The organism is Ruegeria sp. AB7 (genome assembly GCF_056542625.1).
Genome location: NZ_JBQGAC010000002.1, coordinates 56,118 through 74,145, shown reverse-complemented (window position 1 = coordinate 74,145; position 18,028 = coordinate 56,118). Strand labels below are relative to the sequence as shown.

Below are 18,028 nucleotides of genomic sequence, written 5' to 3'. Positions count from 1 at the left end.
GCTACAGGATTCCCCGATGGCAGACCAGCGTGCCGAACTTACTTGGACGGAAGACCAGATCCCGGTCTCGAATCGGTTCGATGACCCCTATTACTCGTTGCAGAACGGGTTAGAGGAAACGCGTCATGTGTTTCTGGCAGGCAACGATCTGCCAACGCGCTTTGTACCGGGGTTTCACATCGCTGAACTAGGCTTTGGCACCGGCCTGAATCTGTTGACCGCGTGGTCGGCGTGGGAAGCAGCAGGGCAGACTACACCTTTACGGTTCACCAGCTTCGAGGCCTTTCCGATGGCGCCTGACGATATGGCGCGTGCTTTAGCCGCCTTCCCCGAGATGACACCGTGGGCCGATCGCTTTCTGAAAACATGGAATGGGCAGAAATGCGTGCTGGACACGTTGCATCTTGAGGTCAACGTCGGAGACGCGCGCCGGACCTTGCCCACATGGGCAGGTGAGGCAGATGCGTGGTTTCTGGATGGCTTCTCACCCGCAAAAAACCCCGAGCTGTGGGAGGCTGACCTGATGCAGCAGGTGGCGGAGCACACGATCCAAGGCGGTACAGCGGCAACCTATACTGCCGCGGGTTTCGTGCGTCGGGGCCTATCCGACGCAGGTTTTGATGTTACCCGCAGCCCCGGCTTTGGCCGTAAACGGCACATGACCCGGGCGGTGAAGCAATGAGCCAGAAGAACAACGTCAACGCCGGTATAGCGCTTATGGTCAGCGCGACGATCGTGTTTGCTTTGCAGGATGGGATTTCGCGCCATCTGGCCGGTACCTACAATACGTATATGGTGGTGATGATCCGGTACTGGTTCTTTGCCGCATTCGTGATTGCTCTGGCTGCGAGATCTAGCGGAGGTTTGCGGGCGGCGGCGCAAACCAGCCAGTTGGGACTCCAGATATTCCGGGGTGTGTTACTGGCCGCAGAAATTTGTGTCGCCGTTTTCAGCTTTACCATTCTGGGCTTGATTGAAAGCCAGGCCGTTTTCATCAGCTATCCGCTGCTGATCGCTGCCCTCAGCGGTCCGGTTCTGGGTGAGAAAGTCGGCTGGCGTCGCTGGGCCGCCATCGGGGTCGGCTGCATCGGGGTGTTGATCATCCTGCAGCCCGGTGCCGGTGTGTTCAACCCTTGGGCTGTGATCCCGCTGATCTCGGCGTTTATGTTCGCGATTTATGGCCTACTGACACGGTATGCGGCTCGGCGGGACAGTACTGCGACCAGTTTTTTCTGGACTGGGGTGGCTGGTGCAGTCGCAATGACTGCTGTTGGTGTCTGGTTTTGGGAACCCATGGCCAGCAGCGATTGGTTTTGGATGGGGTTGCTTTGCATCGCAGGCGCTCTGGGACACTGGCTATTGATTAAGTGCTACGAAATGGCCGAGGCCAGCGCCGTGCAACCCTTTGCCTATTTCCATCTGATGTGGAGCGCAATTCTCGGCATCACGATCTTCCACGAGACCCTGCGCCCCGAGGTTGTTCTGGGCGCAGCTTTGGTGATCGCGGCGGGCCTGTTCACCTTATGGCGCGAACGACGAAAGGGTTGAACCGGTTAGTTCCTTTGAGAATGGCACTGGTAAAGCTGGCTGCCCAAGCCGAGCGCGATAGACCGGCAGGCTTTCGGCGACACGCATGACATAGTTGCGCGTCTCCTTGAAAGGAATGGTCTCAATCCAGTCGATCACATCCACCTGGCCCCGGCGCGGGTCGCCATAGCGTTCCATCCACGAAATCGGCCGTCTTGGCCCCGCGTTATATCCAGCGGCCATCATCACGACATTGCCGTTGAAGTCCTCTGCAAGCGTTGCAAGATAATTCGCCCCCAGCTTTGCGTTATATTGCCAGTCCGAGGTTAGGCGCGCGGTTTTATGGCCACCCAGAATACCCAAATCCTGAGCCACAAGTTTGGCGGTAGCGGGCATGACCTGCATCAAACCGCGCGCGCCTGCGCCACTGATGACTACCGGATCGAACTCACTTTCGCGTCGGGCAATTGCCAGCGTCATTTCCTTCGCCATGGGAAGTCCCATATCTGCGACCGGGTGCACTGGGTAATAAGCGGCAGGCAAAACAACACCGGTTGTTGCCGCGCGCTTGGCGATCATGACGGCCAGATGCGGTTCGTTCAGTTCGATCACCAGGTCACCCAGCTGAGCGGCCTGGGTTTGATCGAGACCTTCCACCAAATGGGTCAGAAACCGTTCTGAAAGGTTTCCCTCTCCTGCGCGCTGCAACAGCAATCCAGCCTCCAACACGCTTGAGTCAGCGAATGCGGCTTGTTTCCAATGCGGCGCGCGGCGTGGGTTGGCCAATTCGCTGTCAAACGGACGGCCGATTTGTTCCGCCGCCAGCAACCCGTAGAACGAGGTCTGATAGTTCGCGCCTTCGGCATAAGCCTCGTGCGCCTTGTCAGCATCCCCCTGCGCCGCGTAGGCGCGGCCCAGCCAATATCCACCGCGACCCTTCGAAATCGGCGATTGCACCGCCTCCGAGAAATTCTGGAAATGCCGCACCGCCGTGGCCGGATCATTCAGCTTGCGCAGCGCCAGAAATCCCGAGAGCCACTCCAAATCAGCATAGCCATAGCCCATTTCGGGGGTCATGTGGTGATTGGCGGCAATCGCATAGGCGCGTTCGGCATCTCCCGTGCGCATCTCAAGACGTGCCAGTCTGCGTCGCCCTTCCGCCCATTTGTCGGGTTCACCCAGCGATTTTGGTCCGGTCGAGCGTGCCAACATCAGATCAATGGCGCTGTCGTCCAGTTCTTTGCGATCCCGCCACACGAAACGATCAAATGCCAGGCCAGGGTCTTTGGCCAGTGATTCCGGCACTGCGGCGACTTTGCCGTCCACTCCGTTTTCGCGCTTTTGCAGGGCAATGCGCGCCTCGGCCAGTTTGCGCTGATCAGAGTTGACCAGGGGCAGCATCCGCCCGGCGCTGACCAGATGCCCATCCCACAACATCCGATCCAACCTGGCCTCGTGATGTGGTCTCAGAAGTTTCCCGAAGTTCTCAAGATAATCCTTTTGTAGGCCCGACCCCATCGGCATGGTCCGCCAAGCGGCCACGATGTCGGCTTCGGCCTCACCGTTGCGGCCTTGGCTTTTCAAGGCCACGGCATAATTCAAAGCACCTTCTGCTGTTTGCGGAGGCATCCCTTCGTAGAATTTCAGAACTCGATCCGGATCGGCCCCGGTGAATGATGGCTCGCTCTTACGGCGCAGCCAGGCCAAACCGGGCCAATCCGGGCGCCGCTCAAGAAACACCAGCACATCGCCCGAGCTGCCAAAACCTTCGCGTAGCCAATGCCAGACAATAATGTCCCGCGCCACCGATCCACGCTGGCCTGCCACGCGCAGCGCGGCATTCCAATCGCCCTTGCGCATCTCATAGAGCCCCGCGCGCAAATCCTGCGTCGCATCCGCCCGAGTGGCATGCGGCTGTAGCATCAGCGCCAGAATCATCGCTATTCCAAGCGACAGAATACGTCTCATCCCTTGCATTCCCCAACAAACCAAGGATACAGCCATGCAGGATAAACCTTGCGCCGCCGGGATCAACTCACAAACCCTTAATCGTGACAGACCGGTGCGCAAAAAACACCTAAGGAGCGTTCCATGTTTAAAGGCTCAATGCCAGCCCTGGTCACCCCGTTCAGCAACGGCGCGTTGGACCTGGAAACGCTCAAACACCTGGTGGAATGGCAAATACAGCAAGGTTCGACCGGTCTGGTTCCGGTTGGTACGACCGGCGAAAGCCCGACCCTCAGCCATGAAGAACATGAAACGGTTATCGCCGAAGTGGTGAAGGCTGCAGCAGGTCGCGTGCCTGTCATCGCAGGCGCGGGCTCTAACAATACTGTCGAGGCAATTCGGTTTGTTCAGTTTGCGCAAAAAATCGGTGCGGATGCGGCGCTGGTCGTAACCCCCTATTACAACAAGCCGACCCAGAAGGGGCTGCTGGCGCATTTCCAAACTCTGCATGAAAGTGCCGATATCCCGATCATCATCTACAATATCCCGGGTCGTTCGGTCATCGACATGACTCCTGCAACGATGGGTGAGTTGGCGAAACTGCCGCGCATCATCGGGGTCAAGGACGCGACCGGAGATCTGGCGCGCGTCAGCCAGCAGCGTGCAAGCTGTGGTGCGGATTTCTGCCAGCTGTCCGGGGAAGACGCGACTGCACTGGGCTTCAATGCTCATGGCGGAGTGGGCTGCATCTCGGTCACCGCAAACGTGGCTCCGAAGCTCTGTGCTGAATTCCAGCAGGCAACGCTGAATGGCGACTACAAAATGGCGCTGGAGTATCAGGACCGCCTGATGCCCCTGCACGAAGCGATCTTCATCGAGCCCGGTCTGGTTGGCGCAAAATACGCGCTCAGAAAACTTGGCCTGTGTAGCACCGAAGTGCGCTCGCCTCTGACCGAGCTGGAAGACAGCACCAAAGCCGCTATCGAAGCAGCAATGGCGCATGCTGGATTAATCTGAAATCAATATACGGACTCGTAAGGGCGGCCTCGAAGATCGAGCGCCGCCCTTTTTTAATTCGGGATCCAAATTTCATCTGGCTAGAAATACCTCGGGGGAGGCGCGGCTTGCCGCGACGGGGGCAGAGCCCCCATCAACGCTTGCCGTAGTACAACCCAACCACATGCTCTGCTTGCGCGAAGAACAACCAGCGTGAAACAGCGACGCCGGTGAGATGCGACAGCACCGCCACCAGCGCGAAGAAATGCTTGATCAGAACACCTGAGACGGGGAGCAGGATCAGCAGTAAAGGCAGCACAAAAGCCAGACCAAAGGATATCATCCGTAGTTTCTGCGCATGCTTCCGACCGACAACATGCACAAACTCACGCAGCAGATAGTTTGTACCTGTATGAGGTGGTTCAAATGCGCGGACAGCGCCTCGCTCACCAAGCCCTGTCGCGGTTGCCAGCGTGGTTCCCGATCGGGACAACGCACCGTCGCCCTTGGCCCAATAGGCAAGCTGTACAGCGCCGGCAATGGCCAGCAACCAAGGGGCAAGCGCTTCTGCTCCGGCCAACAACGCCCCGCCTGCAAGGCTGAACGACAAGAACATGGCCGGTGTCAGGTTCATGTTCCAGCGAGGGATGGTCTTGAGCTGCGTGTAGATCATCGATGTGGTGAAGACCGTGGCCAGCGAAAATGCCGCCCCGATCCAACCCAGCACACCCCAGCGTTGGCCTAGAAAGACCGCACCAATTGCATAGAGCCCCATGACGAGCAGCGCGATGACCGCGCACCAGCCCTCGCGGCTGAGCCAGCTTGAGCGCCACTGGGTGAAGGCTTTCCAGGCACGCTCTGGGTGGCCGAGGTGGAATGTCGACGCGAGCAAACCGCCGATGGACAAGCCATAGGCAATTGCGAAAAACACAAACGCGACCCAGCCCGAGACGTCAGGTATGCCGAGTCCCAGGAAGAACAAGAGTCCAAATCCGAGGCCGGACAGGGTGGTAAAGATGATAACGGAAGGTGCCGGGTGCATCAGAGCTTCTCCAGGGTCTTGTCGAGCCAGCCGAGGAAACCCTTGGGCTCTTCGGCGACCGGGGCCAGCAGAGGGGCCAGGATGTCAATCTGTTCCTCAATTTTGTCCTTGGGTCGGGGCGGCAGGTACTTGTTGACGGGTTTGGTGCCCTGTTCAGGCATCAGGTCCATGCCGCCACGTTCGACGACCAGCTTGCTGACATCACTGCCAGGGTCGCCGAGATCGCCAAAATGCCGGGCACCCGCCGGGCAGGTGCGCACACAAGAAGGCACACGATCCACCTCGGGTAGGTTCTCGTTGTAAATCCGATCGACGCAAAGCGTGCATTTCTTCATGACACCTTCGGCCTGATCCAGCTCGCGTGCGCCATAGGGGCAGGACCACGCGCACAGGCCGCAGCCGATGCAGTCACTTTCGTTGACCAGAACGATGCCGTCCTCGACCCGCTTGTAGCTGGCACCGGTGGGGCAGACGGTCACGCAGGGTGCGTCTTCACAATGCAGGCAGGATTTTGGGAAGTGGATCAATTGGGCATGCCCTTCGGCGGGTTGCACCTCGTAAGAGTGCACCCGGTTCAAGAAGGTGCCTGAAGGGTCAGCACCATAAGCATCCTGATCCGACAGTGGCGCGCCGTAGTTTTCGGTGTTCCAGCCTTTGCATGAAATGACGCAGGCATGGCAGCCAACGCAGGTGTCCAGATCAATGACCAGACCCATCTTGCGTTCGGTTGATTGGGGGAGCTGGGTCATGACTGCCTTGCCTCTGCGATTGTGGTCAGGGCGGGCTGGGGCTCTGCCCCAGACCCCGAGATATTTATAGCCAGATGAAGAACGGATCGGGTCATTTGCCCACCTTCCAGGCCAAATCCTTTGGCCCCTGCCCGACCGGCGATTTGATTGGAGCGAATTCTGGCTGGCTTTCAGCATCGCTTGGAGCGGCGGCCTTTTCGATTTTTACCTTCAGATCGAACCAGGCGGCCTGACCGGTGATCGGATCAGAGTTTGCCCAGCGCAGGCCGTCACCTTTGGGGGGCAGCAGTTCATGGATCAGGTGGTTGAGCAGGAAACCCTTGGTGGCCTCGGGGGCGCCTTTCTGCAAGGCCCAGGCCCCTTTGCGCTTTCCGATGGCATTCCAAGTCCACACGGTATTGTTGTTCAGCGCAGCCATCTCCATGACGGGTACCGTGATCTCGCCATGTGGAGAGCTGACTTTGGCCCAATCGCCGTCTTGCAGCCCGTGTTCACGCATCAGCTTGGTCGGGACGTATAGCGGGTTGCGCCCATGCAGCTGACGCAACCAGGCGTTTTGTGTGCCCCAACTATGATACATCGCCATTGGCCGCTGGGTCAGAGCGTTGACGGTGAAGCCTTCATTGCCGGTCTGATCGGTTTCGTACCAAATGGGCAGGGGGTCCATTGTATCTTGGATCTGCGCGCGCAGGTGATCTGGGGGCTGGCGTTCCCCGTAGCCTTCGGCGGCCAGTTGGAATTTACGCATCGGCTCGGAATAGAGCTGGAATAGATAGGGCTGTGGGCTGTCATAGATACCCATGCCCACAGCCCAGTCTTGATAGGCAGTGTTCCAAGGTTTGTAGTAATCCGCACCTTCGGGAATATGCGCGACAAAGAAGCCACCATTCTCGATGTATTGGTTCAATTGGTCGGGGTTAACCTCGCCACGACCTTCCTTGTCGCCGTTTTCGCCCCGGAAACCGGCAAGCGGTCCAATGCCCGGCTTGCGTTCGTGGTTGACGATATAGTCGGCGTAATCCGTCCACTTGGCGCTGCCATCATCGTTGGTAAAGCCGGGCAGGCCCATGCGGTTGGCCAGATCGATCAGAACCGACTGGAAGCCGCGTACGTCGCGGTCGGGTTCAATCACCGGCCAGCGGATCGCGTCTGCCGCTGCCTCGGCCTCGCATATCGGGCGGTCCAGTAGCGAGATACAGTCGTGTCGTTCCAGATAGGTTGTATCGGGCAGGATAAGGTCGGCATAGGCCACCATTTCCGAGGAATAAGCATCGGAATAGATGATATGCGGGATCACGTAGTCGCCGTTCTCATCCTTGTCCGTCAGCATGTCCATGACACCCTTGGTGTTCATCGTCGAATTCCAGGACATGTTGGCCATGTACATGAACAACGTATCGATCTTGTAGGGATCGCCTGCATGGGCATTCGAGATCACCATGTGCATCAGCCCGTGGCTGGACATCGGGTTTTCCCATGTAAACGCTTTGTCGATCCGCGCCGGGCTGCCGTCTTCTTTCAGCGCCAGATGCTCGGGGCCGCGAACAAACCCCAGATGCGGCCCGTCCAGAGGTGTATTCGGCGTCACCTTACAATGCGGAGTCGGATGCGCCTCAACTGGCTTGGGGTAGGGCGGCTTGAAGCGGAAGCCGCCGGGGACTTCGACCGTTCCAAGCAGGATCTGCAGCACATGCAGGGCGCGGCAGGTCTGGAAACCGTTGGCATGGGCTGAAACGCCGCGCATCGAGTGCATCGCGACGGGGCGACCAATCATCTTCGAGTGTTTCTCGCCCCGGAAATCGATCCATTCATGGTCCAGTTCGAACGCTTCATCAAAGGCCACACGGGCCAACTCGCCAGCAATCGCGCGAATGCGGGTCGCCGGCACGCCGCATTTATCTGCGATTGCCTCGGGGGCGTATTCATCCGCCAGATACCGTTCTGCCATGTGGTGGAAGACGGGGCGGTGGGTGACACCGTCCTTTTCGTAGGTCGCTGATAGGTCAGGGCGGACGCCGGGGGTGTCGAAAGCAGTCAGCTTGCCGGTATTGCGGTCGATGACCAATGGCTTGCCGTCATCGTTTTTCAGGAACAGACCCTTTTCCGGACCGTCGGATGCGTTGATCAGGACCGGCGCGTTTGTGTAGCGACTTAGGTAATCCAGATCGATTTTGCCTGCCTTCATCAGCACATGGATCATCGACAAGATGAACAGGCCATCGGTACCGGGGGTAATGCCGACCCAATCATCTGCCACGGCGTTATAGCCCGAGCGGATCGGATTTACCCCAATCACCCGGGCACCGCGCGCCTTGATCTTGCCGATGCCCATTTTAATCGGGTTGCTGTCGTGGTCTTCTGCAACGCCGAACAGCATGAACAGCTTAGTGTGATCCCAGTCGGGCTGACCGAATTCCCAGAATGCACCGCCCATCGTGTAGATGCCACCGGCTGCCATGTTGACCGAACAGAACCCGCCATGGGCTGCATAGTTACAGGTGCCGAAATTCTGTGCCCAGAAACTGGTGAAGCTCTGGCTCTGATCACGGCCGGTGAAAAAGGCCAGTTTCTCGGGGTTGTCTTCGCGGATCGGTTTTAGCCAACCGACAGCGATCTCGAGCGCCTCGTCCCAACTGATCTCTTCGAACTCGCCAGACCCACGCGGGCCGACGCGTTTGAGCGGTGCGCGTAGGCGCGACGGGGCGTTCACCTGCATGATTCCTGCGCTGCCTTTGGCGCAGAGAACGCCCTTGTTTACCGGATGATCCCGATTGCCTTCGATATAGGCGACCTTCCCATCCTTCATGTGCACGTTGATACCGCAGCGGCAGGCACACATGTAGCATGTAGTCCGGCGGATCTCGTCTGACACGGGTGGGGATAGGTTGAGGTTCGGTTGTTGATTCACGCTGTCTCTCCCTGTGGCGGATCGCCATGGTACCTGTACGTGTTGAACACACTGGAGCGTAAGCACACCGGGCTCAACCATATAGAGGAAGAGAGTGCAGGCACCCCCTTCCTCTGCTTTTCTTTAAGCGGACCGGTTGAACCCGGTCCGACTTATGTTTTTGACAGCAATCAAACCTGCTGCAGACGCATGTCGCTTGCGTCGATACCTGCAACCTCAACCGGCTTCTTCATCGCGTCGCGACGGAAGGGTTCACCCAGTTCCTGGTTGATCATTGCTTCGATCAGGGTGGTGATGCCGTTCTTCTGATCCTCGATCGCCTGGCTCAGCGCCGCAGTCAGCTCATCCTGAGTGCGTGCGATGACGCCTTTCAGGCCACAGGCGTTGGCGATGCCGGCATAGGACACTTTTGTGTCCAACTCGGTGCCGACGAAGTTGTCATCGAACCACAGGGTCGAGTTGCGCTTTTCCGCACCCCACTGGTAGTTGCGGAACACAACCTGAGTGATGGCTGGCCATTCTTCGCGACCGATGGCGGTCAGTTCAGTGACTGCAATGCCAAAGGCACCGTCGCCAGAGAAGCCGACAACTGGTACATCCGGGCAGCCGATCTTCGCGCCAATGACCGAAGGCAGGCCATAGCCACAGGGGCCGAACAGGCCGGGGGCCAGATACTTGCGGCCTTCTTCAAACGAAGGATAGGCGTTGCCGATGGCGCAGTTGTTGCCGATGTCGGACGAGATGATCGCCTCTTTCGGCAGCGCGGACTGGATCGCGCGCCATGCTTTGCGCGGGCTCAGCCAGTCCGGCTTGGCAGCGCGCGCGCGTTCGTTCCACGTGGTGCCCGGATCGTCCTGCTCGTGGTCCATCGAGGTCAGCTCTTGCGCCCAACGCGATTTGGTTTCGGCGATCTTAGCCTTGCGCGCGTCGCGGCCTTCGTCACCGGCTGTGTCGGACAGTTGGTTCAGGATGCTGGTGGCAACGGTCGCCGCATCGCCCACGATACCAACCGAGACCTTCTTGGTCAGGCCGATGCGGTCGGGGTTGATGTCGACCTGAATGATCTTTGCATCTGCAGGCCAGTACTCCATTCCGTAACCCGGCAGGGTCGAGAAGGGGTTCAGGCGGGTGCCGAGGCACAGAACAACGTCTGCTTCCTTGATCAGCTGCATACCGGCTTTTGAGCCGTTGTAGCCCAGTGGGCCAGCGAACAGTGGGTGCGAGCCGGGGAAAGCGTCATTGTGCTGGTAGCCAACGCAGACCGGAGCGTCCAGACGCTCGGCCAGTGCTTTCGACGCTTCGATGCCGCCTTTCGACAGAACGGTGCCTGCACCGTTCAGGATCACGGGGTTCTTTGCGTTCGACAGCAGAGCTGCAGCTTCGGATACGGCCGTTGCACCACCCGAAGGCAGTTCAAACTCAACAACAGCAGGCAGCTCGATGTCGATCACCTGAGTGAAGAAGTCGCGCGGAACGTTGATCTGCGCAGGTGCCGAGGCGCGCTTGGCGTTCATGATCACCCGGCTCAGAACCTCTGCCATACGGCTGGGGTCACGCACCTCTTCCTGGTAGCAAACGCAGTCTGCGAACATGCGCATCTGCTCCATTTCCTGGAAACCACCTTGACCCATGGTCTTGTTTGCGGCCTGCGGAGTGACCAGCAGCAGCGGAGTGTGGTTCCAATAGGCAGTTTTGACGGCGGTCACAAAGTTGGTGATGCCGGGGCCGTTCTGGGCGATCATCATCGACATCTTGCCGGTTGCGCGGGTATAGCCGTCGGCCATCATGCCGCCGGACCCTTCGTGGGCACAATCCCAGAAAGTGATGCCTGCTTTGCCAAAGATGTCGGAGATCGGCATCATGGCCGAGCCGATGATACCGAACGCATGTTCGATGCCATGCATCTGCAGGGTTTTTACAAAGGCTTCTTCGGTGGTCATCTTCATCTGCGTAATCTCCGATCATAGAAGGATGGAACGGGGGTTTTGCACCCAGTTTTCTGATCGGTTTTGGCGTACGGGTGTCTGTGGCGTTAGGGCCAGAACCGGTAGCGGTTTAAGTCCAGAGTGCTTAAGAACGCCGGATCGCTTCAGCAATCTGTTGGATTCCCGGTTCGATACGATCCGACGAGATTGAAGAGTAGCCCAGCCGATAAAAGTTCTTTGGCCTGTTCTGGCTTGAAAAAAATGCCTCACCCGGTTCGATATGGACGCTTTGGCGCTGCAGGTCTCGGGCCAGTTTGCTGGTGTCTACATGCAGCGGCGCTTGCATCCAGATCGATGATCCGCCCAACATCCCGCGCCCAGCAACAGTCAGACCATATTGTCCAATTGCCTCCTCAATCGCTTCGCGACGGCGTTGCAGCGTTTTAGACATGCGCCGGATCTGAGCATCATAGTGGCCGAGCGATAGGAAGTAGGCTGCAGTTCGCTGCATGTGGCCAGGAGGGTGACGCAAGACCAGAGATCGCAGGGCGCGCGCTTCACGGATAAAGGGTTCGGACCCGACCATGTAGCCCAATCGAAGACCCGGAAACAGCGACTTGGAAAAGCTGCCCACGTAGATCACCCGCCCATCGCGATCCATTGACCTGAGCGCCGGTGACGGGGCCCCGAGAAATGACATTTCGAATTCATAGTCATCCTCGACGATCATGGCGTCAAGTTCACGTGCACGACGCAGCAGTGCATGTCGGCGGTCCACCGGCATGGTCGCGGTTGTCGGGCTCTGGTGGCTGGGGGTGGTGAATATGACGTCGGTATCATCTGGGATCGTTTCCGGGGGCAACCCGTCCCGGTCGACCTTCAGATAAGACAGCTTGCATTCCGAGTGAATCAGAAGATCGCGCAGGGCGTAATAGCAGGGGTCCTCGATCGCTGCCCTACGGTTCCGGTTCAGCAATATGCGAGACGCCAGCCAAAGGGCGTTCTGAGCGCCCAGGGTGATCAAGATTTCTTCGGGCCGGGCTACAATTCCACGGCGGGGAAGAGTATGCCGGGCGATGAATTCAAGCAGCAGCGGGTCGTCCTGATCGACATAGTCCCCGGTCAGAGAATCAAAGTCCTTATGTCCCAACGCCCGAACCGCGCAGAGACGCCAGTTTGCATGATCGAACAGCTTTCTGTCGACTTGGCCATAAATGAAGGGATAGCGGTAGTCACGCCAGTTGCTGGGTTTTGTCAGCACATCACCGCCCGAGAAACGGCGAGCAAACGCCTGATCCCAGTCAACCACTTCGGTGTCGCGCCGCACTGGCGTGTAGGTCGGCGGCACTGGCGCATTTTCTGAAACATAGTATCCCGACCGGCCTTTGGCGGTCAGGTAATCATTGGCCAGCAGTTCAGTATAGGCAAGCGTGACCGTAATCCGGCTGACACCCAAATGGGCAGCAAGTTTACGGGACGAGGGCAGCTTTTCCCCGACGTGGAAGCGTCCTGATAGAATGCCTTCGGCAATCAGCTGTTGCAGCTGCGCCTGTAAGGTGCCTTGCCCATTGCGTTCCAAAAAGAATGTGTCGACCGAAATACCCATTGCATCGTTATAGGTTGGACCTAAGGCGGTGGCAATCTGGACTTATGGCCCTGCGAACCATGTTGGGAGTTTTACGCACACGTGTGGTTGACGCAGGATACGAATTAAACTAAATAACCAGAAATCTAGTTTAATGGAGAAAAAAGATGTGGGAAGAAGCTGCCGCAGGTTTCTCTGCCATGGGCTCGGAAGCCCGATTGAAGGTTCTTAAGACCTTGGTTCGTGCTGGGGAAGCAGGCCTGACCGTTGGAGAAATTCAAACGAGGACAGGAATCGCGCCCTCGACTCTGGCGCATCATCTGCGGTTTCTGGCTGCTGGCGGAGTAGTTGAGCAAGAGAAGATCGGGCGTAGCACGATCAACCGCGCGTGCTTTGACGAATTGAGAAACCTGGCGCAGTTCATCCTAAGTGAATGCTGCGCAGACGAAATCGGAAAGGCCGCAAACGATGGCTGAACTGACCCAAAACCCCAAGCCACTTGCCAGAAACCTGATCGACCTGATCAAAACGCCCTGGGCTCTGATCGTGGTCATACTGGCGCTGGTGGCCGTTCTTGATCCGGGCAACTGGACCGAGGTCGTGAGTTTTGCAGCCAAAGCGCTTGCGCATACGGGCCAGTACATCCTGTTTGCTGTTCTGCTGCTATCATACCTGAAGGCAACCGGGGCCGAAGTGATGGTCGCCCGTGCATTTGAGGGTCGCGAGACACGGATGATCTTTCTGGCCGCGTTGTTTGGCGGGCTGGCCCCATTTTGTTCCTGCGAAGTGATCCCATTCATCGCAGGCTTGCTGGCTCTGGGTGCGCCATTGTCGGCCGTGATGGCATTCTGGCTCAGTTCACCGTTGATCGACCCCCCGACGTTGCTGATTACTGCGGGTGCGCTGGGTTGGCCGTTTGCAATTGGTAAAGCGGTTGCCGCTGTCGCGTTGGGTTTGTTGGGCGGGTTTGCCGTGCGCACCCTGATGCGGGGAGGTGCCTTTGCGCAGCCGTTGCGTGAATACAAACCCGCTGGTTGCTGCGGTTGCGGACCAAAGCAAGATGACAAACCCGTCTGGAAGTTCTGGCAAGACCCTGACCGTCGGACGCGCTTTCGGGTTGAGTTCGTTCACAATGGCCTGTTCCTGCTCAAATGGCTGGCATTTGCCTACGTGCTCGAAGCATTGCTGGTCAGCTATGTTCCGGCAGACCTGATCGCCCGCGTTGTTGGTGGTGAGGGTGTTGTACCAATCGTCATCGCAGCCTTGGTCGGAATGCCTGCCTATCTGAACTCTTACGTCGCACCACCGCTTCTTGCGGGTCTGATGGAGCAGGGTATGAGTGCGGGTGCTGCGATGTCATTCATGGTGGCCGGTGCCGTCAGTTCGATACCTGCGATGGCGGCCGTGTGGTCACTGGTGAAACCGCGCGTCTTTGCCACCTATCTGGGGTTGGGCATCAGCGGTGCCATCGTAGCAGGCATCCTGTTTCAAATGATCTAAACAAAAAACCGCCCGGTTGAGCCACCGGGCGGTTTTGCTTTTCTAGCTAGCTTCGCAATATCGTGGCAGTTTGAACCGATACCTTGGCTCTCCACTTTCAACGAAAACCCGTTTCTCGATACAGGCTTGGGTTCCAACTGTCTGAGCAATCGGCCCTTCGGTCGAAGTGATTGATGCTGCTGAGCCATCCGGCAAGCGCACCGAAGCAATGACCCCGTTCTTGAGATCGCCATTGATCGGTGTCGCCGACAAAACCGCGACGGTGAGAAACGCCTCGTGCTCGTGCTTGCCGTCGTCATTCAGCAACAGCAAGCCAGCGACTATCGCGATCATCACTACGGCACCTGTAATGGCCAACCACCAGGATTTCAGGAACACATAGATTGAAACGGCACGATGCGCGTCGAAGAATAAGGATAGAACCTTTAGCATCAAATCACCCAAAAAATCGGGTCCCGGCTATTCGAGGCCGGGACCATGCGCATCTCAGGGGCGCAGATCGTCTTCGTCTTCTTCATCACCACCACCCTTGGGCAGGTTGAAGAAGCTATCCGCATCGACGATGGGCTCTTCGTCTTCCTTTTCGTTGGTGTCCTCGGACAACGAGAATGTCTCGAGACCTTCGATCGCGGTCGGGATCTTGGGCGCTGAATCCATCTCGAGCGACTGTTCGGTCGAGACCAGTTTGCGACGCTCATCATCGCTCATCACGCCACCTTCGGCTGCTTTCTTGGCCGCGGCCTTTTGCACGATGGCATCCAGTTCGGATTGTTTGCACAGTCCCAGGGCAACCGGATCGATCGGCTGCATGTTCGAGATGTTCCAGTGCGTCCGCTCGCGGATCGACTGGATGGTCGGCTTGGTGGTGCCGACCAGCTTGGCAATCTGGCCGTCGCTGAGTTCCGGGTGGAACTTGACCAGCCACAGGATCGAGTTCGGACGGTCCTGACGCTTGGACAGCGGGGTGTAGCGCGGACCACGGCGTTTCTCTTCGCCTGATGCCGCCGGATTGAATTTCAGCTTCAGCTTGTGCAGCGGGTTGTTTTGCGCGGTGTCAATTTCTTCCTGAGTCAGCTGGTTGTTGGCAATCGGGTCAAACCCTTTGACACCTGCAGCCACATCACCATCCGCAATACCCTGCACTTCCAGCTCGTGCATGCCTACGAAATCCGCGATCTGCTTGAAGCTGATCGTGGTGTTGTCCACCAGCCATACGGCGGTTGCCTTGGCCATAAGCGGTTTTGCCATCAGCCCGTCTCCTATAAATACATCTGTCCCGTCGCCGGAATTCGGCGGCCCCGAAGCTATGGGGCAGGTTTCCGTTGTCGGGGAACTTGGGGCCTATATAGTCGCGACAGCTAAAGAAGGGAAGAGGCGAATGCGCTGGGCGATTTTGTGGGTGCTGAGTGCCATGGCTGCGATGGCCGAGGGCGAAAAGGCGGGCGATTTTGACTACTACGTCCTGTCGCTCAGCTGGTCGCCCAATTGGTGCGCCCGCGAAGGCGATGCGCGCGGCTCGGATCAGTGCGACACGCGACACGATCATGGGTGGATATTGCATGGGCTCTGGCCGCAATTCCATCAGGGCTGGCCTTCGTATTGTCGCACGTCCGAAGCGCCACCCACACGCCGCATGACGCGGGAAATGGAGGATATTCAGGGCTCATCCGGGTTGGCCTGGCATCAATGGAAAAAGCACGGCACCTGTTCGGGCCTCAGTGCACCCGACTATTTCGCCCTGTCGCGGCAGGCTTATGCAGGAGTTGCGCGCCCCGAGTTGTTCCGCAAGCTGGACGCGACGGTCAAACTGCCCGCTTCGGTGGTGGAAGAGGCCTTTCTCAAGGCCAATCCCACGCTCGAGCCTGACATGATCACCATCACCTGTAAGCAAGGCTATATCGAAGAAGTCCGCCTATGCCTGTCCCGCAATCTTGACCCGGTGCCCTGTGGCCGCGACGTGATCCGTGATTGCACCGCTAAAGACGCGGTGTTTGATCCGATTCGTTAGAGCTTTTTGTTCTGGCAGTCGCGCGCATAATCCAGCGCTTTGGCGGTGCCTTTCAGATCAATCGCCATGACGGTCTGACCTTCTGGATTGTAGACGGTCATGGTCTTGTTCTGCGCAATCGAGGTGACGAAACTCCGGTCCGTAAAGAACACCGTCGCGCCGGGCACGCGATCCTGCTTGAACCCGATGGCGGTGGCATCAAAGCTCTTGCCGTCCAACTCAAACCGGATTGGGTATTGTTCCCCCGGTTTAATGTCGCCCCAAGCCTTGTTGTAAACTGTGAAATACCCGCGATTATCCAACGCGTCATAGCCTAGCCGCACCACCGAGAGGTCCTGATAAACGGTTTGTATCAGGCACCCATTGCCAAGATTGGGGTCCATCATGATGTTCCAGCCTTCGACAAAACCTTTGTCGATAAGTTCCTGCGACAGGGCGGCAGTGGCGGCGAAGGCGGCTAAGGTGAGTGCGAGAAGGCGGGTCATTATGTGCTCCAAGTCTTTCGCTCAGTGGAATTTAACTCTGTTCGTTTTTCAAGCTAATTTGAGATTTGAATCTAAAGGACACCAAAAACACTTATCCGCCAAGATCATTGCAAACTACCCGTCTTGGTCAAGATCGTCTCGGTGCCGTTTGACAGGCGAAAAACACATCCTTGGGTCCTGGGAAGTTTTAACAGATCGTTGATGCCAAGGCCCAGCCAAATCCCGCGCAATATCAGTGACGTAACCCCGTGCGTCACCACGATTGCGGATTCGTCTTGCTCGTCTAAGAACGATTGTACCCTCTCATAGATCTCGTCAAAGCTTTCGCCATCCGGGCTGCGAAAATACCAATGATAGGACTCGTATGGGCAATCGATTTGAGTCCGAATGAATTCCCGCGTCGCGCCTTCCCATTGGCCAAATGCGATTTCCGTTAACCGGTCATCGTTTGCGAAATCAAACTGGGGTGCAATCGCCAGCCTTGCGGTGTGTTGCGCCCGCTCCTGCGGGCTGACGAACACGCGTTTAGGGTGGTTGGGGATACGGCCAAGTATCTCCCGCTGCTGCCGCGCCTGATAGATACCGGTTTCCGTTAGCGGAGAGTTCTTGCGGCCTTGAAACTTGCCCAAGGTATTCCACTCGGTTTCGCCATGTCTTAGGACAAACAGATCGGGGTACTTGGTCAATGCGGTTTCCTGAATTACCCACAAGCTAATTTCTAGTGTAGATTGACAGTGCATGCCGAACACACTTTGTCAGATTTCCTTCCTCGCCCGCAAAGCCGCCGTAATCGTCCCATCATCCAGATAGTCCAACTCGCCCCCAATCGGCACACCTTGTGCCAGGGATGTCAGACGAACCTGCCCCTCCAACTGATCCGCGATGTAGTGGGCGGTGGTCTGACCATCGACGGTGGCGTTCAGGGCGAGGATGATCTCGGTGATACTCTCGGCCACAACCCGGTCCTTCAACCGGGGGATGCGCAATTCATCCGGGCCGACTCCGTCCAAAGCCGACAACGTGCCGCCCAAAACGTGATAGCGGCCCTTGAAGACCCCGGCGCGCTCCATCGCCCAAAGATCTGCGACGTCTTCGACTACGCACAGTTCTCCGGTTGCGCGGGCCTCATCATTGCAGATGTCGCAGATATCAGTGGTGCCCACATTGCCGCAGTTCAGGCATTCACGGGCAGTTACGGCTACCTGCTGCATGGCGTCAGAAAGCGGCGTCAGCAGCAGGGCGCGTTTGCGGATCAGGTGCAGGACTGCGCGGCGGGCCGAGCGGGGGCCGAGACCGGGCAGCTTGGCCATCAGGTCGATCAGATTGTCGATGTCACTGTTCGAACTCACCGTGAGA

The 18,028-nt window shown here is 57.8% G+C and carries 17 protein-coding genes; 6 read left to right on the top strand and 11 right to left on the bottom strand.

Features of this window, described 5'->3' with window-relative positions; genetic code table 11:
• The first annotated feature begins 16 nt into the window (after positions 1 to 16).
• A complete protein-coding gene (gene mnmC2 / locus ACR0EN_RS06290; RefSeq protein ID WP_480585757.1) occupies positions 17 to 682 on the top strand; it encodes a tRNA (5-methylaminomethyl-2-thiouridine)(34)-methyltransferase MnmC2 in 666 nt (221 codons plus the stop codon).
• On the top strand, positions 679 to 1,548 hold the full coding sequence (locus tag ACR0EN_RS06285) for a DMT family transporter (protein ID WP_170398740.1): 870 nt from the start codon (positions 679 to 681) through the stop codon (positions 1,546 to 1,548). The genes mnmC2 and ACR0EN_RS06285 overlap by 4 nt, the downstream gene beginning before the upstream one ends.
• On the opposite strand, the gene ACR0EN_RS06280 is transcribed toward ACR0EN_RS06285, so the two are convergent.
• A complete protein-coding gene (locus ACR0EN_RS06280) occupies positions 1,522 to 3,495 on the bottom strand; it encodes a lytic transglycosylase domain-containing protein (RefSeq protein ID WP_170818435.1) in 1,974 nt (657 codons plus the stop codon). The genes ACR0EN_RS06285 and ACR0EN_RS06280 overlap by 27 nt on opposite strands.
• Before the next feature lie 123 nt (positions 3,496 to 3,618).
• Here ACR0EN_RS06280 and dapA point away from each other — a divergent pair, with 123 nt between their 5' ends.
• The gene (gene dapA, locus ACR0EN_RS06275) at positions 3,619 to 4,491 is read left to right on the top strand and encodes a 4-hydroxy-tetrahydrodipicolinate synthase (RefSeq protein ID WP_480585754.1); all 873 of its coding nucleotides are present in this window, start codon (positions 3,619 to 3,621) and stop codon (positions 4,489 to 4,491) included.
• A 133-nt stretch (positions 4,492 to 4,624) separates the two neighbouring features.
• Here the strand turns inward: dapA and ACR0EN_RS06270 are convergent, their stop codons facing one another.
• The 5 genes from ACR0EN_RS06270 to pdxR form a co-directional block, all read right to left on the bottom strand.
• Positions 4,625 to 5,512: a DmsC/YnfH family molybdoenzyme membrane anchor subunit gene (locus ACR0EN_RS06270; RefSeq protein ID WP_170818436.1), complete on the bottom strand. Its 888-nt coding sequence runs from the start codon at positions 5,510 to 5,512 to the stop codon at positions 4,625 to 4,627.
• Positions 5,512 to 6,261 (bottom strand): 4Fe-4S dicluster domain-containing protein, encoded by a 750-nt coding sequence (locus ACR0EN_RS06265; RefSeq protein WP_170514754.1) that lies wholly within the window; start codon positions 6,259 to 6,261, stop codon positions 5,512 to 5,514. Before ACR0EN_RS06265 ends, ACR0EN_RS06270 begins: the two co-directional genes overlap by 1 nt.
• A gap of 91 nt (positions 6,262 to 6,352) precedes the next feature.
• Positions 6,353 to 9,169, bottom strand: coding sequence for a molybdopterin oxidoreductase family protein (locus ACR0EN_RS06260; RefSeq protein WP_480585751.1), 2,817 nt, complete (start codon positions 9,167 to 9,169; stop codon positions 6,353 to 6,355).
• A 170-nt stretch (positions 9,170 to 9,339) separates the two neighbouring features.
• Positions 9,340 to 11,115, bottom strand: coding sequence for a sulfoacetaldehyde acetyltransferase (gene xsc / locus ACR0EN_RS06255; RefSeq protein ID WP_170514751.1), 1,776 nt, complete (start codon positions 11,113 to 11,115; stop codon positions 9,340 to 9,342).
• A gap of 124 nt (positions 11,116 to 11,239) precedes the next feature.
• Entirely contained in the window at positions 11,240 to 12,700 is a 1,461-nt protein-coding gene (gene pdxR / locus ACR0EN_RS06250; protein WP_170398719.1) for a MocR-like pyridoxine biosynthesis transcription factor PdxR, read from the bottom strand.
• A 146-nt stretch (positions 12,701 to 12,846) separates the two neighbouring features.
• Here pdxR and ACR0EN_RS06245 point away from each other — a divergent pair, with 146 nt between their 5' ends.
• Both ACR0EN_RS06245 and ACR0EN_RS06240 read left to right on the top strand, forming a co-directional pair.
• A complete protein-coding gene (locus tag ACR0EN_RS06245; protein WP_170398716.1) occupies positions 12,847 to 13,155 on the top strand; it encodes an ArsR/SmtB family transcription factor in 309 nt (102 codons plus the stop codon).
• On the top strand, positions 13,148 to 14,179 hold the full coding sequence (locus ACR0EN_RS06240) for a permease (RefSeq protein ID WP_170818438.1): 1,032 nt from the start codon (positions 13,148 to 13,150) through the stop codon (positions 14,177 to 14,179). Before ACR0EN_RS06245 ends, ACR0EN_RS06240 begins: the two co-directional genes overlap by 8 nt.
• 42 nt (positions 14,180 to 14,221) lie before the next feature.
• Here ACR0EN_RS06240 and ACR0EN_RS06235 read toward each other — a convergent pair whose 3' ends face one another.
• Positions 14,222 to 14,611, bottom strand: coding sequence for a hypothetical protein (locus tag ACR0EN_RS06235; protein WP_170398710.1), 390 nt, complete (start codon positions 14,609 to 14,611; stop codon positions 14,222 to 14,224).
• 54 nt (positions 14,612 to 14,665) lie between these two features.
• Positions 14,666 to 15,427 carry a DUF1013 domain-containing protein gene (locus ACR0EN_RS06230; RefSeq protein ID WP_170398707.1) on the bottom strand — a complete coding sequence of 254 codons (762 nt, stop codon included), beginning with the start codon at positions 15,425 to 15,427 and terminating at the stop codon, positions 14,666 to 14,668.
• 130 nt (positions 15,428 to 15,557) lie between these two features.
• Here ACR0EN_RS06230 and ACR0EN_RS06225 point away from each other — a divergent pair, with 130 nt between their 5' ends.
• Positions 15,558 to 16,187, top strand: coding sequence for a ribonuclease T2 family protein (locus tag ACR0EN_RS06225; protein WP_480585748.1), 630 nt, complete (start codon positions 15,558 to 15,560; stop codon positions 16,185 to 16,187).
• Here the strand turns inward: ACR0EN_RS06225 and ACR0EN_RS06220 are convergent.
• From ACR0EN_RS06220 to recR, 3 genes are all read right to left on the bottom strand, one after another.
• Positions 16,184 to 16,672: a hypothetical protein gene (locus tag ACR0EN_RS06220; protein WP_170406567.1), complete on the bottom strand. Its 489-nt coding sequence runs from the start codon at positions 16,670 to 16,672 to the stop codon at positions 16,184 to 16,186. The genes ACR0EN_RS06225 and ACR0EN_RS06220 overlap by 4 nt on opposite strands.
• A gap of 104 nt (positions 16,673 to 16,776) precedes the next feature.
• Positions 16,777 to 17,358 carry a histidine phosphatase family protein gene (locus ACR0EN_RS06215; RefSeq protein ID WP_170398699.1) on the bottom strand — a complete coding sequence of 194 codons (582 nt, stop codon included), beginning with the start codon at positions 17,356 to 17,358 and terminating at the stop codon, positions 16,777 to 16,779.
• Between the two features lie 69 nt (positions 17,359 to 17,427).
• On the bottom strand, positions 17,428 to 18,021 hold the full coding sequence (gene recR, locus ACR0EN_RS06210) for a recombination mediator RecR (RefSeq protein WP_170398696.1): 594 nt from the start codon (positions 18,019 to 18,021) through the stop codon (positions 17,428 to 17,430).
• Between the last annotated feature and the right edge of the window lie 7 nt (positions 18,022 to 18,028).